Source organism: Leptospiraceae bacterium (assembly GCA_016708435.1).
Classification (GTDB): Bacteria; Spirochaetota; Leptospiria; order Leptospirales; family Leptospiraceae; genus UBA2033.
Genome location: JADJFV010000004.1, coordinates 1 through 18,490 on the forward strand (window position 1 = coordinate 1; position 18,490 = coordinate 18,490).

Annotated in this window: 13 protein-coding genes and 1 pseudogene; 8 read left to right on the forward strand and 6 right to left on the reverse strand. The window is 34.8% G+C overall.

Translation table 11 applies throughout. The features are described from left to right. Positions 1 to 452: 452 nt before the first annotated feature. The 3 genes and pseudogenes from IPH52_08260 (at position 453) to IPH52_08270 (ending at position 4,421) form a co-directional block, all read left to right on the forward strand. Positions 453 to 1,292, forward strand: a complete 840-nt coding sequence (locus IPH52_08260; GenBank protein ID MBK7055032.1) for a thiamine pyrophosphate-binding protein — start codon at positions 453 to 455, stop codon at positions 1,290 to 1,292. Further along, entirely contained in the window at positions 1,285 to 1,497 is a 213-nt protein-coding gene (locus IPH52_08265) for a hypothetical protein (GenBank protein ID MBK7055033.1), read from the forward strand. The genes IPH52_08260 and IPH52_08265 overlap by 8 nt, the downstream gene beginning before the upstream one ends. Before the next feature lie 152 nt (positions 1,498 to 1,649). After that, positions 1,650 to 4,421, forward strand: a pseudogene (locus IPH52_08270) (class I SAM-dependent DNA methyltransferase). A gap of 95 nt (positions 4,422 to 4,516) precedes the next feature. Here IPH52_08270 and IPH52_08275 read toward each other — a convergent pair. Genes IPH52_08275 through IPH52_08300 form a run of 6 tightly spaced genes read right to left on the reverse strand, consistent with a single transcriptional unit; the run spans position 4,517 to position 9,966 of the window. Continuing rightward, positions 4,517 to 5,134: a hypothetical protein gene (locus tag IPH52_08275; GenBank protein ID MBK7055034.1), complete on the reverse strand. Its 618-nt coding sequence runs from the start codon at positions 5,132 to 5,134 to the stop codon at positions 4,517 to 4,519. A gap of 4 nt (positions 5,135 to 5,138) precedes the next feature. Beyond that, on the reverse strand, positions 5,139 to 5,462 hold the full coding sequence (locus IPH52_08280) for a hypothetical protein (GenBank protein MBK7055035.1): 324 nt from the start codon (positions 5,460 to 5,462) through the stop codon (positions 5,139 to 5,141). A 7-nt stretch (positions 5,463 to 5,469) separates the two neighbouring features. Beyond that, on the reverse strand, positions 5,470 to 6,660 hold the full coding sequence (locus tag IPH52_08285) for a CPBP family intramembrane metalloprotease (protein MBK7055036.1): 1,191 nt from the start codon (positions 6,658 to 6,660) through the stop codon (positions 5,470 to 5,472). A gap of 6 nt (positions 6,661 to 6,666) precedes the next feature. Continuing rightward, positions 6,667 to 7,707 (reverse strand): ABC transporter permease, encoded by a 1,041-nt coding sequence (locus tag IPH52_08290; protein MBK7055037.1) that lies wholly within the window; start codon positions 7,705 to 7,707, stop codon positions 6,667 to 6,669. Next, the gene (locus IPH52_08295; GenBank protein ID MBK7055038.1) at positions 7,700 to 8,620 is read right to left on the reverse strand and encodes an ABC transporter ATP-binding protein; all 921 of its coding nucleotides are present in this window, start codon (positions 8,618 to 8,620) and stop codon (positions 7,700 to 7,702) included. Before IPH52_08295 ends, IPH52_08290 begins: the two co-directional genes overlap by 8 nt. Then, positions 8,617 to 9,966, reverse strand: coding sequence for a hypothetical protein (locus IPH52_08300; protein MBK7055039.1), 1,350 nt, complete (start codon positions 9,964 to 9,966; stop codon positions 8,617 to 8,619). Before IPH52_08300 ends, IPH52_08295 begins: the two co-directional genes overlap by 4 nt. Positions 9,967 to 10,260: 294 nt before the next feature. Between IPH52_08300 and IPH52_08305 the strand changes: the two genes are divergently transcribed. The 5 genes from IPH52_08305 to IPH52_08325 all read left to right on the forward strand — a co-directional run bounded on the left by IPH52_08305 (position 10,261) and on the right by IPH52_08325 (position 18,442). Further along, positions 10,261 to 11,685, forward strand: coding sequence for an ATP-binding protein (locus tag IPH52_08305; protein MBK7055040.1), 1,425 nt, complete (start codon positions 10,261 to 10,263; stop codon positions 11,683 to 11,685). Between the two features lie 180 nt (positions 11,686 to 11,865). Next, entirely contained in the window at positions 11,866 to 17,115 is a 5,250-nt protein-coding gene (locus tag IPH52_08310; protein MBK7055041.1) for an AAA family ATPase, read from the forward strand. After that, on the forward strand, positions 17,060 to 17,254 hold the full coding sequence (locus IPH52_08315) for a hypothetical protein (protein ID MBK7055042.1): 195 nt from the start codon (positions 17,060 to 17,062) through the stop codon (positions 17,252 to 17,254). Before IPH52_08310 ends, IPH52_08315 begins: the two co-directional genes overlap by 56 nt. Further along, positions 17,251 to 17,685: a response regulator gene (locus IPH52_08320; GenBank protein ID MBK7055043.1), complete on the forward strand. Its 435-nt coding sequence runs from the start codon at positions 17,251 to 17,253 to the stop codon at positions 17,683 to 17,685. Before IPH52_08315 ends, IPH52_08320 begins: the two co-directional genes overlap by 4 nt. A 136-nt stretch (positions 17,686 to 17,821) precedes the next feature. Beyond that, on the forward strand, positions 17,822 to 18,442 hold the full coding sequence (locus IPH52_08325; GenBank protein ID MBK7055044.1) for a YceI family protein: 621 nt from the start codon (positions 17,822 to 17,824) through the stop codon (positions 18,440 to 18,442). Positions 18,443 to 18,490 lie beyond the last annotated feature (48 nt).

Here is an 18,490-nt window from a genome sequence, read left to right on the forward strand (position 1 = left end):
GGCAATCAGTAGAACATCAGATTCGTTGACGCTGGTGTGACCGTCCCCGCTGCCAGCATCACACATGCGATGGAGGTGGAATCAGGAGAAGCTTTTGGAGCAGAGGATCCCTCTTCTTGTAATTCAGATTGGGATGCATCAGGAAGGCAGGAAGACATTTTCAATTACAAACTGAACCATTACAAATTATTAGAAGGCATTACTAAAACTTTTAATCCGAGATCACAAGATATTATTCAACTATATTTGAAGCCTATTCTATCGCTGTCTCCAGGAGAGCCCGGACATGTGTTCATTATGAAATTCCTGTGAACATTCAATTGTTCGAGGAGAAACAGGAATTTACTTTGTTCCAAACCATTGAACAAAAACGATACAGTTAGTAGTGATATTGCCGAAAACTTAACTGAATTACTTAGAGAAATCAAAATCCAGGAATGTTTTAAGTTGGAGTGCTGAGCTGCACTGATATCAGCATTCAAATTGCAGAGTATTTACAATCTCCTGTTTCGACAACTCTTCAGGGATTAAGCGTATTTCCTGCTAATCATCCTCTTCATACAGGAATGGGATTTAGTGAAGCGGCTGTTCCTGCTCCTACAAATGCGTTTGAAAATTGCGATTGCCTCTTAGCCGTTGGAACAAGGTTTAGTGAAATTCCAACTGGAAGCTATGGAATTAACGTTCCTGAAAATTTAATTCATATAGATATAAATCCAACTGTGTTTAACAAGAATTATCCGGCAAAGATTGCTATCGAAGGAAACTCGAAGGAAATTCTACAAGCTATCTTAGAAGAAATGCAAGCTTTAAGTCCCGCAAAGAAAAATTATTCTGTTGCAAAATCAATTGAAAGGGATAAGAAGTCTTATATCCAAGAATGGAAATCGCATAGCACAAATCGAATTAATCCAATTGATTTTTTTGAATCTCTTCGCAAGAATCTAAACGATGATGCAATCACTGTTGTCGATGATGGAAATCATACTTTCTTAGTTGCAGAATTATTTCCAACGTATCGCTCTAAGCATTTAATCAGTCCGACAGATTTTAATTGTATGGGTTACTGTGTGCCTGCCGCTATTGGCGCGAAATTAGTGAATCCAGAAAAACAAGTAATTGGAATTGTTGGCGATGGAGCTTTTCTCATGACTTGCATGGAGATCATCACTGCGTCTAAACTTAGACTCGAAGTGTCCGTCTACTTTGTATTTAACGTTGGCGAGATTATCGCAAATAGCCCAAGGTCAAGAAATTCCATACAATCGAAAAACATGCACTGTATTGGCTGATATTCAATTAGATGGACTTGCAAAAACGGTAGGCGCTGAGTTCAGAGAAATCAAACTCAAAGAAGAAATCGAATCCATCATCCAAGACGCATTAAAAATTTCGAAAGAAGGGAAAACCGGATCATGTCAATGTAAAATTGATTGTTCAAAAGACAAGATTCACAAAGGAGTAGTCAAAAGTCGTATCAGGATTTCCTTTGAATGATAAATTAAGAATTGTAGGTAGAGCAGTAAAAAGAAAATTTATGGGTTAAGACAAAAATAAGTCAGAATGGATTTTGCCCTTATGATTACATTTACTCTCATTAATTTTTTTTAGAATTGACGCTTAATTCTGAATAGCCGAGATTACTATAAATGTCAATTAATCTAAATGAAATCAGAAAGGGCAGTAGACTTTTCTAAAGAATGGGCAGGAACTCGAAGCGAAGAAGCGGATGCAAAGTCTTTCTTAGATGCTTTTTTTCACGTATTCGGTATTACCCGCAAGAAAGTAGCTACATTTGAACTGGAAGTAAAAAATTAAATGACCTGATGGCTATATCCGTTTATTTTGGAAGGAACAATGCTTGAGAAATGAAAGGAGTCAAAGGCAAGACCTAGACAAAGCATTTCAGCAAGCAAAAGACTACTTACAAAAAGTAAAACAAGAAGAACTCCCTAAATACATTTTAGTTTCTGACTTTGAAATTTTTCGCTTACATGATTTAATAGAAGAAGTTACACATGAGTTTAAACTAAACGAGTTAATTGATAACCTTCAACATTTTAGTTTTCTAACAGGCTATGAAAAGATAAGCTATAAAGAACAAGACCCTGTAAATATCAAAGCTGCTGAGTTAATAGGGAAAATTCATGATCGTTTAAAAGACATTGGATATGAAGGTCATCCATTGGAAGTGTATTTGAGTAGAGTTTTGTTTTGTTTATTTGCAGAGGATACTACTATTTTTCCTCCGCAAGCATTTCAATTGTATATTGAGAAGCGGACAAACGAAGATGGCTCCTGATTTGGCAGCAAGCTACATGAATTATTTCAAGTTCTAAATACAGATAAAACAAAACGTTTTAAAAACATTGATGCACAGTTAAATGAATTTCCTTATGTGAATGGAAAATTATTTGAAGAAGTATTACCGACTGCAAGTTTTGATTCAAAAATGAGAAAGGCATTGCTTGATTGTTGTTATCTAGATTGGAGTTTGATTTCACCTGCGATCTTTGGTTCAATGTTTCAATCTGTAATGAATCCAACGGAGCGCAGAAACTTAGGTGCACATTACACCAGTGAAGAAAATATTCTCAAATTAATTAAGCCATTGTTCTTAGATGAACTATGGGAAGAATTTGAGACCTGTAAGGAGTAATCGAAATAAAGCTGATAGACTTTCATAAGAAACTAGGAGGCTTAAAGTTTTAGACCCAACCTGTAGTTTGCAGCAACTTCTTAGTAATCACATACAGAAATTCGATTACTGGAAATTGAAATTTTAAAAATTTTAAATAAAGGCGAGCAGTTTACTGATATAAAGACAGTAGCACTTTTTAAATGTAGAACCAAATGTATGGAATTAAAGGTGTAGAATTTCCTGCAAGAGTTGCTGAGGTAGCAATGTGGCTAATCGATCATCAGATGAATCGAAAGCTAGGAGAACAATTTGGTAAATACTATTTAAGACTTCCACTTACAAAAGCGGCTAATATAATTAATGGAAATGCTTTGGAAATTGATTGGATAACATTGATTAAACCACGAATTGTAGAGACTTACTTTTATGATATGGGACGAAAGGAAGTTGCTGGCAAAATAGAAGAAATGAATTATTCCTATATTCTTGGAAATCCTCCCTTTATTGGTCAGCAATTACAAAACTCGCGACAAAAAGAAGATATGAGCTTTATTTTTGCAAATGTAGATGGCTTTGGTGTTTTGGATTATGTAACGGCTTGGTATTTAAAAGCAGCAAGGTATATTCAGAATACGAAAATTAAAGTGGCTTTTGTTTCGACCAATTCTATTTCGCAAGGAGAACAGGTCGGAATTCTTTGGAATGAATTGTTTAATAAGTATAAAATTAAAATTCACTTTGCACATAAAACATTTAATTGGAGTAATGAGGCTAAGGGCAACGCAGCAGTTCATGTCGTTGTAATTGGATTTGCGAATTTTGATATAAACAATAAAAAGATATTTGAATACGAAGATATAAAAGGAGAGCCTCACGAAATAGCAGCTAAGAATATTAGTCCGTATTTGTTTGAAGGAAAAGATTTTGGTTTGCCTAGTTTTTATCAAAAACATTATCAAATGTTCTTGAGATTAAAAGAGGAAATTCTCCTTATGATGGTGGTCATTTTCTTTTCGATCAAGCTCAATATGAAGAGTTTATAACAAAAAGAGCCTAATGCTAATAAATTCATTAAAAAGTTTTAGGAGCAAAGGAGTTTATTAATGGGGAAAATAAATATTGCTTGTGGTTAAGGATGCGAAACCAGAAGAAATTAAAGCATTGCCACTTGTATTCGAAAGAGTAAAAAAGTTAAAGACTTTAAGAGAAAAAAGTCAGGTAAGGAAACTCAAAGTTAGGCGTCAACGACTACTTTGTTCCGTGATAAAACAACCCTGATACTTTATAGTTATACCACAGTATCCTCAGAAAATAGAAAATACATTCAATGGGATTCTTTGACAAAATTATATAGCAGGTGATACCTGTATGACTATTTTGATGGCAAACTCTTTCATTTTGGAATTTTTAAATTCATTGATGCATATGGCTTGGGTTAAATATACTTGTGGCAGACTAAAGTGACTTTAGATATTCAAAAGATATAGTATACAATAATTATCCATGGCCAATCGATCAACGGAGAAGCAAGTTAAGACAATAGAATGCTGCACAAAAAATTTTAGATATTCGAATGGAATTTCCAAATAGCTCTCTTGCTGATTTATATGATGCAAGTTTAATGCCACCCAAATTATCAAAGGCACACCAAGAACTAGATAAAGCAGTGGATAACGCTTATCGTTCGCAACCTTTCACTACGGAAGCGAAGCGAATGGAGTTTCTATTTGAATTATACGAGAAGTATACAGCAAATTTATTCACGAAAGAAAAGCCCTAGAAAAATATATTAATTTCCTTTGAATGATAAAATAAGAATTGTAGGTAGAGCAGTAAAAAGAAAGTTTATGGGTTGATGTTGTAACACACTGCATCTTACTCTAAACTATAAAACTTATCAAAGGCTGGTTTTGTGGATAATACGCGTATGCCTTTCTTGTCGGGTATATAAGAGACGGGAACGCGATTTAATTCTTTTAGAAGTTGCGTTTCTTTGAATAGAGTAAATCCATCTAGGACCAGTTTATAATTTTTATAGATGAGAGGAACAGAAAACAATTCGAGTGGTGGCTCTTCTGAAAGAACTTCTAAGAAGATAGAATCATAGGAGTCGCCTACTAGCCTCGTAAAGAGTAGGCTTTTGATTATGTAAAGAGAATCGGGCTTCATTTCGGCAGAGCTTGCAATCCATTTATTCTTTGCAGGGTCATACACAATTGGACCAATGTTTAAAAGGGTGAAAACCTGTTTGAATAAAAGCGTCTTCTTTGTGTGATCTAATACTACTAGAATTTCTTCATTTCCATTTCGAACAATATAGAAGAATTCATTCTCCTGCGTTAAATCAAGATTTACCTCTTTTTGAAAAACAATCCTGGGACTTTTCTTTCCTCCATCAGTAAATATAAGTCCAAATAAGTCTTGGGGATTATCCTTGTTAAACACATTGCAACTGAAAAGGAAAATACAGATAGCGGTGAGGAATACTTTCATAGGTTTATTTCTCTTTTTCACTGAGTGGAGTTTTGATTCCATAGTTTTTAAATAGCTTTAAGCAATAATAGGGATAATCCTTAAAGGGACAAGCTTGCTGAATGATTGTAAGACTGCAAGCCTGCACATCCTTCTTTGTAGGTTTCGCATTCCCACCTGCTATGTAAAGCGGATAACGGGGGTAATTTCCACACTCACTTGCCTTAAATGCAATCGCATAGCCTAGATTTACATTGTCTTCTGACTCTGTAGTCGGTTCAGGCAGATCACAAGAGAATAGAAAAAGAATTAAAATTAAATTAATCAGAAATAAATACGCAGTCTTCATTTTTTTCCTACATTGTAAAAGTAAACTGAACCGGCATGAAGTATACATCTCTTTGCCCCTTATCATAATTCGGATCTGCTTTGTATTGCGACATCGCTGCTAAGCTGATTAAAAAATTATTCCAGAAATGAACTGCTGTTCCAGGTCGAATATCATAACCGCTTTTATAGTGAAGCCAGCCTAAATAAATACCGGCGAGTAATCGGGCTGGTCTTCCTGAAGTTGCATCTGCATTTCCCTCATGCGCTAGCATGAAAAGCAAAGAAGAAGTTCCAATGCCGGCTACGGGTCCGTAATTTGTGCTAAGAGAATGATTTAGATACCCACGAAAAAAAGCTTCTTCGCCAATTCCGGGCGAGATTCCATCAACAAAACCTTTTAGGTAAAGAGAACCATCGCGCTTAACGCTTGAAGGGACTAATATTGGATCACCGCTTTTGGCTCCAATTCCAAATATTCCTGCCATGATAGTGATTGGAATAAATACTTCCGGTCGTTTTAAAATGTCTGGATTAAACGGGGAAAATGCAAGTTGATTAATGGTCTCGGATTTTTTTTCTTCTCCCATCGCCCCTGCATCTCTGTAGGCAGAGTAAACAGAATACATCATTGTGGATAAAATCGGATTATTCAGCATATCCGCATTAACGGTGTTTCTACTTGTGCGAGAGTAATTTCCATATTTTACAAATGTATTTTCTTCGGCTAATTGGTGTTCTTTCCATAATCTTAAATCTCTATCATACTTTGTTTCAGAAAAAAAGGAAAAACTTAATCCTTCATATGCTTCATTATTTTGAACCGCAGCTTTGAAAGGCAAATCATTGTATACCCAGCCATTCTTTTGGAATTGATAACCAACCACTGCATCTGCCAAATCAAATTTAACTTCTCTATCTTTGAAATTAATATAATCAGGCTGACTTCTGTAATTTCTTTCTAGGTTGTATAGACTTACAAAAGTTCCGGCTTGAATTCCAGCAGAATAGATATTACCCACATAGGCTTGTCCTACACCGGGAACGATTCCAAGCAGTGCTGCTAAATGTGGATTCTTAGAAGACGTTTCTTTTTTTTCAGGGACAGGCTCTGGCTTCTTGTCTTGATTTTCCTGTGCGGCTAATGGCAAAAGAAAAATAAATAGAAGACAGAGAATGTTTGCCTGAAAAATAAATCTTGATAAATTTACTTTGCTCATCTAAAATCAATCCCATTTATAAATCTTCAAACCGATTCCGAAAAATAAAAATCCCACTGCAACTAAGATGAGCGACGGACCTATTACAAGATTAAGTCCTGCTCCCTCAATGAAAATGGCACGCACTGAATCAGCTAATAAAGTTAAAGGAAAAAAGCGGATAATAGATGTTGCCCAATCAGGGAAATTGTGATAGGAGAAGAAAATTCCAGACATCATCATCATTGGGAAGGATATTGCATTAATTACACCATTCGCAATCTGTGAATTGCTGGCTCTAGATGAGGCAAAGATTGCTATACCGCTAAAGGCAAAAGTCCCACTCAAAAATAAAACAAAAAGTCCTAAGATACTTCCTTGAACCTCTACATGAAAAGTAAAATAGGCAAATGTCATCAGTAAAAGATATTCTATCCCACTCAAAACAGAGCGCGAAAGGAAGTGAGATAATAAAAAGATTGGCTTTGGGAGAGGAGTTGATATGAGACGGCGTAAAAGCTTTTTACTTCGCATATCCATGAGCGTCCAAGCTGTGCCCCAGAGGCAAGAGTTCATTATCCCCAAGGCAAGAAGTCCAGGTATTAGAAAATCAATATAACGGTCTCCTTTGTTAGATAGATGATTCACTTGATCCTTTGTGTTTTTAATTCCTGAAAGCATTCTATCCAATAGCAAATAGGTTAAATGACTTTCGCTATTGTTGGAATCAAAATAGTATTTATATTCTTTCGATATCTTTTCCATGTAGAGAGAAATTATCCCGCGCTTCATCGCTATCTTTGCTTCTTCCAAGCTATAAGGAATAAACGTGAACTTAGTATAACTCTCGTTATCCGGAACTTTATTTTGTAAGGCTTGAATCAGGGAAGTATTTGAGTCGGTGACGATGACTCCTACATTGCGATTGACTTCTTGTTTTTTTGTAAATGCAAATCCTAAAATCGTTGCAATGATAAGAGGAAAGCCAAGTGCCCAGAATAAAATTCCGGGATTGCGATAAAACTCTTTGAACTCAGCGGTTACTAGTTGGTAAATGGTATTAAGCATCAAGTCTTCTCCCTGTCATAGATAGAAATAAATCATCTAGGGTCATTTTTCTGCATTCAAAGTTTTCCAATTTTAGTTTTTCCTGTTTAATTTTGTCGAGTAGAATCGGCATTGCTTTTACAATGTCTTGAACGACTAATTGTCCTTTGCCGCTTTCCTTGTCCCATTTGAATTCTTTTAGTCCGGCGAATTTTTTTAGAATAAAGTCTTGATTTTTTTGAGAGAAGCTAAACTCGATTATCTCTCCTAATTTGTATTCCGCAAGAAGACTTTCGAGACTTCCCTGGGCGATGAATTTTCCTTGGTTCATAATTAGAATTCTATCGCATAGATATTCTGCTTCTTCCATATAGTGTGTGGTTAGTATAAGAGTCGTCGATTTCTTTTTTAGCTCTGAGAGGATATTCCATATTTCCCTCCGAGCCGTTGGATCAAGACCAGTCGTAGGCTCATCTAAAATTAAAATTTCTGGATCATGAATGAGCGCAATACTTAGAGCAAGCTTTTGTCTTTGTCCACCGGAAAGATTTTCTACATAGGATTTCTTTTTGGCTTCTAAGCCTGTAATACTTAAAATTTCAGAAGCCTTATCTTTCTTTGTGTAGAAACTAGAAAAGAGTTTAACTGTTTCTTCGACTGTGAGTTTTGGAATGAAATGGGTTTCTTGTAGAGAAAATCCAAGCTTATTTTTAAGTTCGGATTCATTGCCCTTCCATCCCTTTCCGAGTATATGAATTTCTCCTAAATCAGGAGATTGTATTCCTTCGATCATTTCGACTAACGTTGTTTTGCCCGCACCATTTGGTCCGAGCAAGGCAACGTATTCCCCGCGTTTAATCTTAACACTGAGATTATTTACAGCGGTTAATTCTTTGAATTGTTTTGTTACATTTTTTAATTCTATTGCTATCATGGTTCTTTTCTTAAGGCGACTGGTGATTGGTCGCTAAATATTTCTCTCCCCGGTTTTCCTAGCCAAGCAGAAAGGATTTTTTGCGCTTCTTCAGGGACTTGGGCTTGTTCATCCATCCAGTCTTGGATTACTTCGTTGGATTGACTTAAATATTTCGCTGCCTCTGCAACAGTTTTATTTTGTGATTCCATAATTTTTCTAAGGTGCACACCCCATCTTGCATTTTCACCGATACCAGCGCGAAAGAACGATTTGCCGGTGTTATGAATTTTCTCATAGGCTTGTTCTGATAAAACACCTGAGATAATGGCGAGAAAAGAAATAAAAAATGGATTGAGAGTCTCAGCCATTTTGCTTGAATCATTACCTCCATCGGAGATGACTAACTGACCTGATTTTGCTAAAACAAAAATTGCAATCGCTGTTACCATCCCAAGAAAAGGACGAAAAATATACCAATTGATAGAATGCTTTTCGTCTGTTCTGAATAATTCTCTAGTGAGAAAAATGACACTGCCGAGAGAACCCATCGAAAGAGTGAGGATAAGAGTGAGTAGCTGCGCTGGCATAGTTGCTAAAATATCGAATCTAAGTTTGGTTAAGTAGCGAAGCTCAACTAAGAAATCTCTTAGTTCATCATTGTCCATCTTTGTCTCTTCTACTTCTGCAACTTCTAATTCTTCTACTGCTTGTAAAAGACCTCTTAAGAGATCTGAAATTTCCTTTTCTGATTGAGCTAGATTCTTCTGATTATTTTCTAAACTTGTAATTAATTTGTCTAATGTTTTTAAATTTTCTTCATGTTTATCGGCTAATATCTGTAATACTTTGTCGGGGCTGTTAATGCTTCCAGGCGGTGTTGCTGTTGTCGGAGTATTGGTATTAATCGGCGGTGCATCCTTTGCATCTTTAGGTTGTGCTTGGTTTAATAAATTAGCATATTGAGTTTTTACATCTTTGAATTCTAGCTTGAGAGTATTTGCTAGTTCTGTAAAATTAGATACATAAGTGGTTCGCTCTGCTTTCAATACTGTCAATTTTCTATCTGACTGTTCCAATTTCTTTAGAAGTTCGTAAATACGAGCTTTAATTTCTTTGATCTTAATTTGATTCTTTTCGTATTGATTGGATAGACGAAGAAGCGCTGGCACGGAATAGTTTTTCTTTGTTTGTTTGTCGACAACGTTTGTTAGCCGCTGCTGAAATTGGTGCGAACTAAGTGTTCCTAAAACTAGCCAAGTTGTAATTACATACCACAACAATAGCCATGCGATAATCGATATGAATTGAAGACTGGCAAATCCTTTTTTAAATAAAGAAGCCAATGTATTCCAAAATTTTTCCATTTTAACTCCTGCCTTTTTTCTATACATCAAACACTAAAAATAAAAGCAAACTATCTACAATCAGAATTTTTCTTCCTTCTAAGTTATAAGGAATTTTTCAAGTTCCCCTCAGTTTTTAGAAAAAAGTTTGACATTCATAGAAGCTAGCTTATTCCTATATATGCATAGGTAAATCATGGCTTCTAGATTTTTTACGCCTATGAGATACTAAGAAGTTGCCGCTTCTATTGCAATGCAGAAGTTCAGTAAAATTTTCCATAAACTGTAATTTTACGAATAGGCGAACGAATTCCTATGATACCAGAAGAAATAGAAAACAAACAACTAGTTCATTCAAATAAGGAAGATGAATTTGCCATTTTTCGAAAAGAAATTAGCCCAGAGAATCCAATGACAGAAATTGAATCCATTCACACAATAAACTTAGAATTTAATAAAGTAGAAAATTCTCCAGCCAAACCATTGATTCTAATCGTAGACGATGATGCAAATGTAAGAGAAGCTTTAAAAATTACACTTGGGAAAAAATACGATTTAATACTTTGTGCCAATGGGAATGAAGCCATTGAAAAAGTAAACCTTCCTTTTTTTGCAGTGATTCTAGATATAAAAATGGAAGGCAAAAATGGATTTGAAACATTCATAGAAATAAAAAAGAAAAAACTTTATCTCCCTATCATCTTTCATTCTGCTTACCAGGATTTAAAAGACCCATATGAAATCATAAATGACTATCGCCCCTTCGGCTATGTTGTAAAAGAAGGCGAGAGCAAAAAACTTTTAGATACAATCGAAAGTGCTGTCGATTATTTTTTCCAGATCAATCGAAATGCAACTCTTGTAAAAGAATTGGAAAAATCGGAAAAACAATACAGAGACCTCGTTGAAAATTCTCTTGATATAATTTTTGCTTTAGATGAGCAAGGGAGGATAATCTCTATTAACCATTCAGTTACGCAAATTCTAAGATACCCAATAGAAGAAATTCTAAACACAAGCATTGTAAATTTAGCCTATAAATCTAATTCCGCCAACGGTGAAATTTTAGATGAGAAGTTGCAAGAGTTGAGTCTTTCGAATAACGTTATTTCGTTTAATTGTGATTTTGTTACAAAGTTTGGAGAGCCAAAAGAAATGCATGTAAAACTAAAATATATTTTGCATGAAAATGGATTTCTTATCATTGGCACAGCATCGACTGTAGAAGAAGATATTTTACAACGCATCTGTGAATCGGAAACACAAGTTTATAAACTCAGTAACTACCTGACTCATGTGGACATTGTTTCGCAAAGATTGGCTAGTTACGCCTCTAAGTATTGTGATCAAGAAACTTTTATGAATTTAAAACTTTGCGTAAGAGAATTAATAATTAACGCAATGGAACATGGCAACTTAGGAATCACCTTTGAAGAAAAATCAGAATCTCTAATAAATGGAACTTATATTCAGATTCTAATGGATCGACAAAAAAGCCTCATAAACTCTAAGAAGCGGATAACAGTGGAATCCTCTTTAACACCAGAAAAAATGGAAGTAATCATTACCGATGAAGGGGATGGCTTCGACCACGAAAAAATGTTAGCACGATCTATGAATGATGACACAAATGGAATCCTTGGTCATGGTCGCGGTATCGCAATGTCAAAAATATTTCTAGACTCTATTGTTTACAACGAAAAAGGGAATTCAGTTCGCATAATCAAGAAATTCAAATAGATTTAATCTTACTTAAAACTTAGAGATTATTGTTATTAACATTTCACATAGGAATAAAAATGACTTCAAAAACACTGAATACTATTTATCCGACATTACCCCAAAATGTGACTCCCAATTCCATATCCATTCCAACTTCTCTCAATGACTCCAAATAGTATCAGTATATAAAGGTATCCCATGCATAAAATTTTAAATTATCAAATAGAAAAAGAAATCTATCATAGTGCAAATTCAACTCTTTATCTTGCAAAAAAAGAAGTCGTGGATAATGGCAACATTGGGCAAAAATTTGTTCTGAAACAACTCAGAAAAGAATTTCCTACTCCAGAAGAAATTGCTCGATTTAAAAGAGAATTTGAAATCACTCGTAGCCTACAGGAAGAAGGTATAATTAAAGTCTACGAACTCCTTAAATACCAAAATACCTACATCATTGTTTTGGAATATTTCGAAGGAGATTCGATTGCAAATTTTTTGAGTTCAAATACTTTTGCGGTTAACGAGGTTTTACCCATTGCAATTTCGATTGCCGAAAGTTTGGGAAATGTGCATAAGAATAAAATCATCCATAAAGATATCAATCCTTTCAACATTGTATGGAATCTGAAAACGGGAAAGGTAAAAATAATTGATTTCGGAATTTCTTCCGAACTTTCTCATGAAACAACCAGTTTACAGAATTTAAATGTATTAGAAGGCACTCTTAACTATATGTCACCCGAACAAACAGGTCGCATGAATAGATCTGTTGACTACAGGACTGACTTATACTCATTAGGTGCTACTTTATATCACATGCTCACCGGACAAGTTCCGTTTATCGGTCATGATGCCATGGAGATAGTCCATAGCCATATCGCAAAAGATCCAACTCCTCCACATGAACTAAACAAAAAAATTCCAGAGATACTATCAAAAATCATTTTGCGGCTAATGGCAAAGACAGCAGAAAAAAGATATCAGAGTGCTTCTGGTCTGGTTTATGATTTAAAATGGTGCCTGGAAAATATCGAATCCGTAGGGACAGGTCGCGAACTGTCCTTACGGATTGGTGCAAATGATATTTCCGATAAATTCGAAATTCCTCAAAAGCTCTACGGTCGAGAAAAAGAAGTAGAAACATTGATGAATGCCTTTGATAGAATAAAGAATAATACAAAGGAGATAATACTGATTAGTGGCTATTCTGGAATTGGAAAGTCATCTATCGTAAAAGAAATATATAAGCCCATTGTGCAAAAAAAGGGAATTTTTATCAATGGAAAGTTTGATCAATACAAAAGAAAAATTCCTTATGTATCACTCATTCAAGCTTTTCAAGAATTAGTAAAACAGATTTTAACGGAAAGCAAAGAGGAGTTAGCCGTTAGAAAAGAAACAATATTAAATGCATTGGGTCAAAATGCATCTGTCATTACAGACGTAATACCAGAAGTGGAATTAATTATAGGCAAACAACCATCTGCCCGTGTTCTATCTCCAGAAGAATCTAGAAACCGCTTCAATGTAATGTTTCGAAATTTTGTAAGGGTATTCGCTTCAGGGAAAAATCCTCTTGTGATTTTTTTAGATGATTTACATTGGACTGATTTACCAACTCTTCAATTATTAGAACTCATTATAACAGATACAGAAATTTTTAATCTTCTTATAGTAGGAGCTTATCGAGACAATGAAGTAGAACCAACTCATCCATTGCTTGCAACCTTAGAGGAAATTAAAAATAAAAAAGTAACGGTTAATACCATTACTCTCTCTCCTCTCAATTTAACCCATTGCAAACAAATTATATCCGAAACTCTATTAATCTCCGATGAAGAGTCAGCCCCATTAGCTAAATTATGCTTTGAAAAAACACAGGGAAACCCATTTTTCTTAAATCAATTCTTATCTACTTTGTATCAGGAAAAATTTATTTCATTTGATCTAAGTAATAAAAAATGGAATTGGAATATTAAAGAAATTCAAAGCAAGCAGATAACGGATAACGTAGTAGATCTCATGGCAAATAGAATCAGGAAATTGCCAGACATTACTCAGAATGTTCTTCGTTTATCCGCTTGTATTGGAAATCAATTTGACTTAAGAACATTGGCAACTGTAAATGAAAAATCACTTTCTCGCACTGCGGTAGAATTATGGGACGCGCTAAAAGAAGGATTCATTATTCCATTAACAGAAACCTATAAGTTAATTGGTCACAACTCAGATAATGTAGAAATTGATTCAATCATTCCTCAATACCGCTTTCTACATGATAGGGTGCAACAAGCCGCATACTCTCTAATAGCCGAAGAAGAAAGAAAAAAAGTTCATTTAGGAGTAGGAAGGTTACTACTCATTAAAATGTCAGATGAGTTACAAGAAGAGAATCTATTTGACATCGTAAACCATTTGAATTTAGGAAAAGATTTAATATCTGATAAAAATGAGAAAGAGAGGCTAATTGAATTAAACCTCTCGGTTGCAAAAAAAGCTAAGCTTTCTGCTGCATTTGAACCCGCATTCAGTTATGCACAAAATGCAATCAGCTTATTAATCGAAGATTCCTGGGTGAGTCAATTTGACCTGACGAAAAAAGTTTATATGGAAGCTACTGAAACAGCTTATCTATCCGGACATTTTGAAAGGATGGAAAATCTTTTAGAGACAATATTAGCAAAAGAAATTCCTTTAATAGACCAAGCCAAAATTTATGAAATAAAAATTCTATCAGCGATCGCTCAGCATGATATGACATTGGCAATTAAAATCGCCTTGCAAATACTTAAAATTTTAGGTATTGAACTTTCTCAAAATCCGAGCCAGGAGATAATAGGAAAAGGCTTGGGTGAGATTATGCAAGCGCTAGCGGCATATAAAATCAGCGACTTATTAGAATTACCCACAATGACTAATATTGAAAATATTGCAGCTATGCGAATTATGAAATTAATTTTTTCGTGTTGTTATCAAGTAGACCCGGGACTATTTCCAATCTTAGTCTTTACCATGCTTCAATTGTCATTGAAATATGGTAATACTTCAACCTCTGCGATTGCGTATTCTTGCTATGGTCTAGTTCTTTGTGGGATTGTAGGTGATATAGATTCAGGGTATCAATTTGGACAACTAGCTTTAAATTTAATTGATCGTTTTAAGGCAGAAGAGTATAAACCTTATACTGTTTACACAGTCAATGTTTTTGTTCGTCATTGGAAAGAACCGGGGGTAAATACAATTAAACCCCTACTAGAAGTAAACCAATTAGGAATGGTAGTCGGAGATTTTGAATTTGCAAGTCATGCTGGTTGGATGTATAATGCACATTCTTATTTTGCAGGTCATGAATTACCAAAAGTAATAAAGGAAACAATAAAATATAGGCTAGCCATCCGAGAAATAAAACAAGAATCAGCCTTTCGTTTTATTTCTATTTTTCTTCAATCATTACTCAATTTAGCAAACATAACCTTAGAGCCATGGAAATTAATTGGTGATGCATATGATGAAGATAAAATGTTACCGATTCATGAAAAAGCAAATGACAATACCGGATTCTGCACCATCTACTTTCATAAACTTGTTTTAAGTTTTTTAATGGAAGAGTATGATACTGCTCTTAAGTTTTCTGAGTTGACAGAGAGATACTTAGCAGGTTTACCGGCTTCTCAATATATACCTCTATATTTTTTCTATGACTCTCTAACGCAAATTGCCAAGTATCCACAAGCAGAATCAAAAGAAGCAATTCTAGCTAAAGTAACATCGAACCAGACTAAGATAAAAGCATGGGCTGACCACTGTCCGTCAAACTGTCTGCACAAATTTTATCTAGTAGAAGCAGAAAAATCCCGTATCCTAGGAGAAGATTTACGAGCAATCGAATATTATGATAAAGCTGCAAAGTTAGCTAAAGAAAATGAATTTTTACAAGAAGAAGCTTTGGCTAATGAGCTTTATGCGCGATTCTGGTTACAAAAAGATAAAGAAGAATTTGGACAAATCCTTTTAAATAAAGCATACCATCTCTATAGACTTTGGGGTGCAGGTAATAAAGTTAATCAGCTTGAAAATAAATATGGTCATTTGTTAGCAAAAAAGGTAAAAACAAATTTCAGCAAAATATTAATAAAAGACTCAATTAACTCTACTCTTGATAGTTCATCAAATAACTTAGATTTGGTTTCAGTAATGAAAGCTTCTCAGTCCATTTCGCAAGAAATTGTTATTGAAGAACTTTTAAAAAACATGATGCATATCGTAATTGAAAATGCTGGAGCGCAAAATGGCTATTTGCTACAAGAAAAAAATGAGAACTGGGTCATAGAAGCAGAGGGAAAATCTGACCAAAAAAAAGTTACCGTATTGCAGTCTATGCCTGTTAGGTCAATCGAAACAGGTATATTAAAAGTGCCTCTCTCTATTATACAATATGTGGCTCGAACAAGAGAGTCTGTAGTAATTGAAAATGCAACACAAGATAACAATTATATTTTGGATCCTTATTTCACGCATAACAATCCAAAGTCAGTATTGTCCTCACCAATTTTACATCATGGAAAAATTCTAGGCATTTTGTATTTGGAGAATAATGCAATAAGCGGTGTATTCACTAGAGAACGTTTAGAAGTATTACAGCTATTATCCTCTCAAGTTGCGATTTCCCTTGAAAATGCAACTCTCTACGCTAGCCTCGAAGATAAAGTTGCGCAAAGAACAAAACAATTAGAACAAGCTCATGAGAAAATTCTTGTTCTAGAAAAAGAGACAACAGAGAAACAATTAGCCGGTGGGTTTGCTCACGAAATGAGAAATGCTCTTGTAGGTCCTAAATTAGTTATTCAACATGTATTAGGTCAAGATGGATCAGCGCCATTCGAAAGTTTGAGTTTAGCAAATAGTAGAAAGCTAAAAGAAATCTACCTACTCATAAAAGATAAAATTTCAGAGGATACTTTAAATTCTGCGCTTAAAGAGATGAAAGTAATCTTTGAAAACGAAGAGCAAATGGAAAATAGCCTCAATATGATTTACAAATCAATTTCCAAAGGCTTGTTAATTACACAGCAGATTATGGATTATGCAAAGGTTGGAAATGAGCAAGTAGGAAAAAGCGAGGTGGATATAAATCATCTTCTTGAAAGTCTTGTGGAAGATTACGAGAAAAACTGGATTGAGCACAAAATAAATATTAGCCTCAATCTGCCAAATGAAAAAGTAATTTTGCAGGGGTTAGATTCGCATTTTGAATCGGTCTTTAAGAATCTTTTGCTAAATGCAAAGGATGCATTGATTGATAAGAATATTACAGATACACGGGAAAAGAGAATAAATATCAAAGCAGAGAAAACAGGCTATAATTATATAGTAGAAGTAACAGATAACGGTATTGGAATTTCTCCCAGAACACATTGGAAGAATCTACGATGCATTTTTTTCAACTAAACCAGATTCTGGAACTGGTCTTGGTTTAGGTGTAGTCAAAAAAATCGTCACTCTCTACAATGGAAAAATAGAAGTCTCATCGGAGCTAGGTAAGGGAACAACATTTACAGCAACTCTTCCAATAGGAGGTAAATTATGATTAGCCAGTTAGAAAGCATTTTTAATTCGATAGCTGATAGCAAAGGCGAAGATGTTTCAAACAAAAAACCGCTTCTTATCATTGATGACAACCAAGACGTGATTGATGCACTTACTGTTATATTAAAGAGAGAATACGAGTTATTAGTCTTCAAGTCATATGAAGAGACAATTGAAAAAAAATTTTCAAATATAAATGTTGCATTACTCGATATTAAAATTGCTTATCAAGATGGAATAGAAATTTTCTCTCTTTTAAAAACAAAATATCCACAAATGAAAATAATTTTCCATTCTGCCTACCCGGGCAATAATGAAAATGCAAAACGAGCTGAGTCGCTTCCACATGACGGGTATCTAACGAAGGGTAATTATGGTATTATGGAACTCTTAGATACAATTAGGAAAACATTTTTAAAAACCACGGAATAACTCCTGACTGGGAAGGGATCGAAGATTTAGGAAAAAAATAATCCAAAAAGGAAAACAAAAAGAACTTGAATTAAAACTTTCTTTTTATAGCGTGGTCTAATAGTTAAACATCGAACTATCAAAGGAGATTAATCGTATGAAAAAAATTTTAATATTATCCCTCGCACTTGGCTTAACCTATTGCGAAAAAGCACCAGAAGCACCTAAGGCAGAAGCTAAAGCAGCTGTTGAAGCACCTAAAGTTGAAGGAACTTCTGTTGGTCTTGATCTTACTAAATCAACAGTAAAATGGATTGGAACAAAACTAAAAGGCAAACATAACGGAACCGTTAAAATAGCTGACGGAAATATTCTCGTAAAAGACAACAAAGTGGTTGGTGGAAAATTTTCTTTAGACATGACAAGCATTGATGACGTTGATATGAAAGACGATGCTAAGATGAAAGCAAAATTAGAAGGTCATTTAAAAAGCGAAGACTTCTTTAACGTAGAAAAATTTCCAAAGGCTACTTTTGAAATCACTACTATTACCGAAGAAGGCGCTTCTGCAAATATAACCGGTAACCTCACAATCAAAGACATCACTAAGAGCGTAACGTTTCCTGCAAAAATTACTTACGGTGCCGACAAAAAGCCAGTATCCGCTACAGCTAATTTTAACATTAACCGCCAACTCTGGAACATTACATACCCAGGTCAACCAGACAACCTTATCAAAGATGAGATCAATCTAGATCTTAATCTAATCGCACTTTAATTCATTCTCGCTTAGTTCCACGGAGTTTATCTCTGTGGAACTTATCTA

What these genes read in the sequence shown, in the direction of transcription:
- IPH52_08275 (MBK7055034.1), bottom strand. Translation starts at nt 5,134, where the DNA reads ATGAAAGTATTCCTCACCGCTATCTGTATTTTCCTTTTCAGTTGCAAT.
- IPH52_08280 (MBK7055035.1), bottom strand. Translation starts at nt 5,462, where the DNA reads ATGAAGACTGCGTATTTATTTCTGATTAATTTAATTTTAATTCTTTTT.
- IPH52_08285 (MBK7055036.1), bottom strand. Translation starts at nt 6,660, where the DNA reads ATGAGCAAAGTAAATTTATCAAGATTTATTTTTCAGGCAAACATTCTC.
- IPH52_08290 (MBK7055037.1), bottom strand. Translation starts at nt 7,707, where the DNA reads ATGCTTAATACCATTTACCAACTAGTAACCGCTGAGTTCAAAGAGTTT.
- IPH52_08295 (MBK7055038.1), bottom strand. Translation starts at nt 8,620, where the DNA reads ATGATAGCAATAGAATTAAAAAATGTAACAAAACAATTCAAAGAATTA.
- IPH52_08300 (MBK7055039.1), bottom strand. Translation starts at nt 9,966, where the DNA reads ATGGAAAAATTTTGGAATACATTGGCTTCTTTATTTAAAAAAGGATTT.
- IPH52_08305 (MBK7055040.1), top strand. Translation starts at nt 10,261, where the DNA reads ATGATACCAGAAGAAATAGAAAACAAACAACTAGTTCATTCAAATAAG.
- IPH52_08310 (MBK7055041.1), top strand. Translation starts at nt 11,866, where the DNA reads ATGCATAAAATTTTAAATTATCAAATAGAAAAAGAAATCTATCATAGT.
- IPH52_08320 (MBK7055043.1), top strand. Translation starts at nt 17,251, where the DNA reads ATGATTAGCCAGTTAGAAAGCATTTTTAATTCGATAGCTGATAGCAAA.
- IPH52_08325 (MBK7055044.1), top strand. Translation starts at nt 17,822, where the DNA reads ATGAAAAAAATTTTAATATTATCCCTCGCACTTGGCTTAACCTATTGC.